This window comes from Aquincola agrisoli (genome assembly GCF_036621135.1).
GTDB classification, from domain to species: Bacteria; Pseudomonadota; Gammaproteobacteria; order Burkholderiales; family Burkholderiaceae_C; genus Aquincola; species Aquincola agrisoli.
The window spans coordinates 1-1,480 of the sequence record NZ_JAZIBG010000013.1; the positions used below are offsets into that span (position 1 = coordinate 1).

Consider the following 1,480-nt stretch of genomic DNA (forward strand, 5'->3'; position numbering starts at 1 on the left):
ACGCGTGATCAGCAAAAGCAGGGGATCAAAATGAATCCAAATCAGAAGATAATAACCATTGGTTCGATCTGTGTGACAATTGGAATAGCCAGCTTGATACTACAAGTTGGAAACATAATATCGATATGGATTAGCCACTCAATTCAAATTAAGAATAAAAATCAGTCTGAAATATTCAATCAAAACATCATTACTTACGAAAACAACACTTGGGTCAACCAGACGTATGTTAACGTCAGCAACACCAATTTTGTTGCTGAACGGGCAATAGCTTCAGTGAAATTAGCGGGCAATTCCTCTCTCTGTCCTGTTAGTGGATGGGCTATATACAGTAAAGATAATAGTGTGCGAATCGGTTCCAAGGGAGATGTTTTTGTCATAAGGGAGCCATTCATTTCATGCTCCCACTTGGAATGCAGAACTTTCTTCTTAACTCAAGGGGCCCTTCTGAACGACAAGCATTCTAACGGAACAATTAAGGACAGAAGCCCTTATCGAACGTTGATGAGCTGTCCTATTGGTGAGGTTCCTTCTCCATATAACTCAAGGTTTGAATCAGTCGCTTGGTCAGCAAGTGCCTGCCATGATGGCACAAGTTGGCTAACAATTGGAATTTCTGGCCCAGATAATGGGGCAGTGGCAGTGCTGAAATACAATGGCATAATAATAGACACTATCAAGAGTTGGAGAAAGAACATATTAAGAACACAAGAGTCTGAATGTGCATGCATTAATGGTTCTTGTTTTACAGTAATGACTGATGGACCAAGTAATGGGCAGGCCTCGTACAAGATTTTTAAGATAGAAAGGGGGAAAGTAGTCAAATCAGTCGAGTTGGATGCCCCTAATTATCACTATGAGGAATGCTCCTGTTATCCTGAATCTGGTGAAATCATGTGTGTGTGTAGAGATAATTGGCATGGATCAAATCGGCCATGGGTGTCCTTTAATCAGAATCTGGAATATCAAATAGGATACATATGTAGTGGGATTTTCGGAGACAATCCACGGCCTAATGACAAAACAGGCAGTTGTGGTCCAGTATTAATGAATGGGGCAAATGGGGTAAAAGGATTTTCATTTAAATACGGCAATGGTATTTGGATAGGGAGAACTAAAAGCACTAGTTCAAGGATGGGTTTTGAGATGATTTGGGATCCGGATGGATGGACCAGAACAAATGATAAATTCTCAGTAAAGCAAGATATCATAGGAATAGCTGATTGGTCAGGCTACAGTGGAAGTTTTGTTCAACACCCGGAACTGACCGGACTGGACTGTATGAGACCTTGCTTTTGGGTTGAACTAATCAGAGGGCGACCCAAAGAGAACACAATCTGGACTAGCGGGAGTAGCATATCCTTTTGTGGTGTAAATGGTGACACAGTGGGCTGGTCTTGGCCAGACGGTGCTGAGCTGCCATTCACCATTGACAAGTAATTTGGTCCAAAAAAACTCCTTGTTTCTACTGATCACGCGT

1 protein-coding gene is annotated in these 1,480 nt (G+C 41.8%); it reads left to right on the plus strand.

Translation table 11 applies throughout. The annotated features are described in order from the left end of the window. On the plus strand, positions 1 to 1,440 hold a 1,440-nt coding region (locus tag V4F39_RS04320), incomplete at its 5' end, for a neuraminidase (RefSeq protein ID WP_332288067.1). Positions 1,441 to 1,480: the final 40 nt, after the last annotated feature.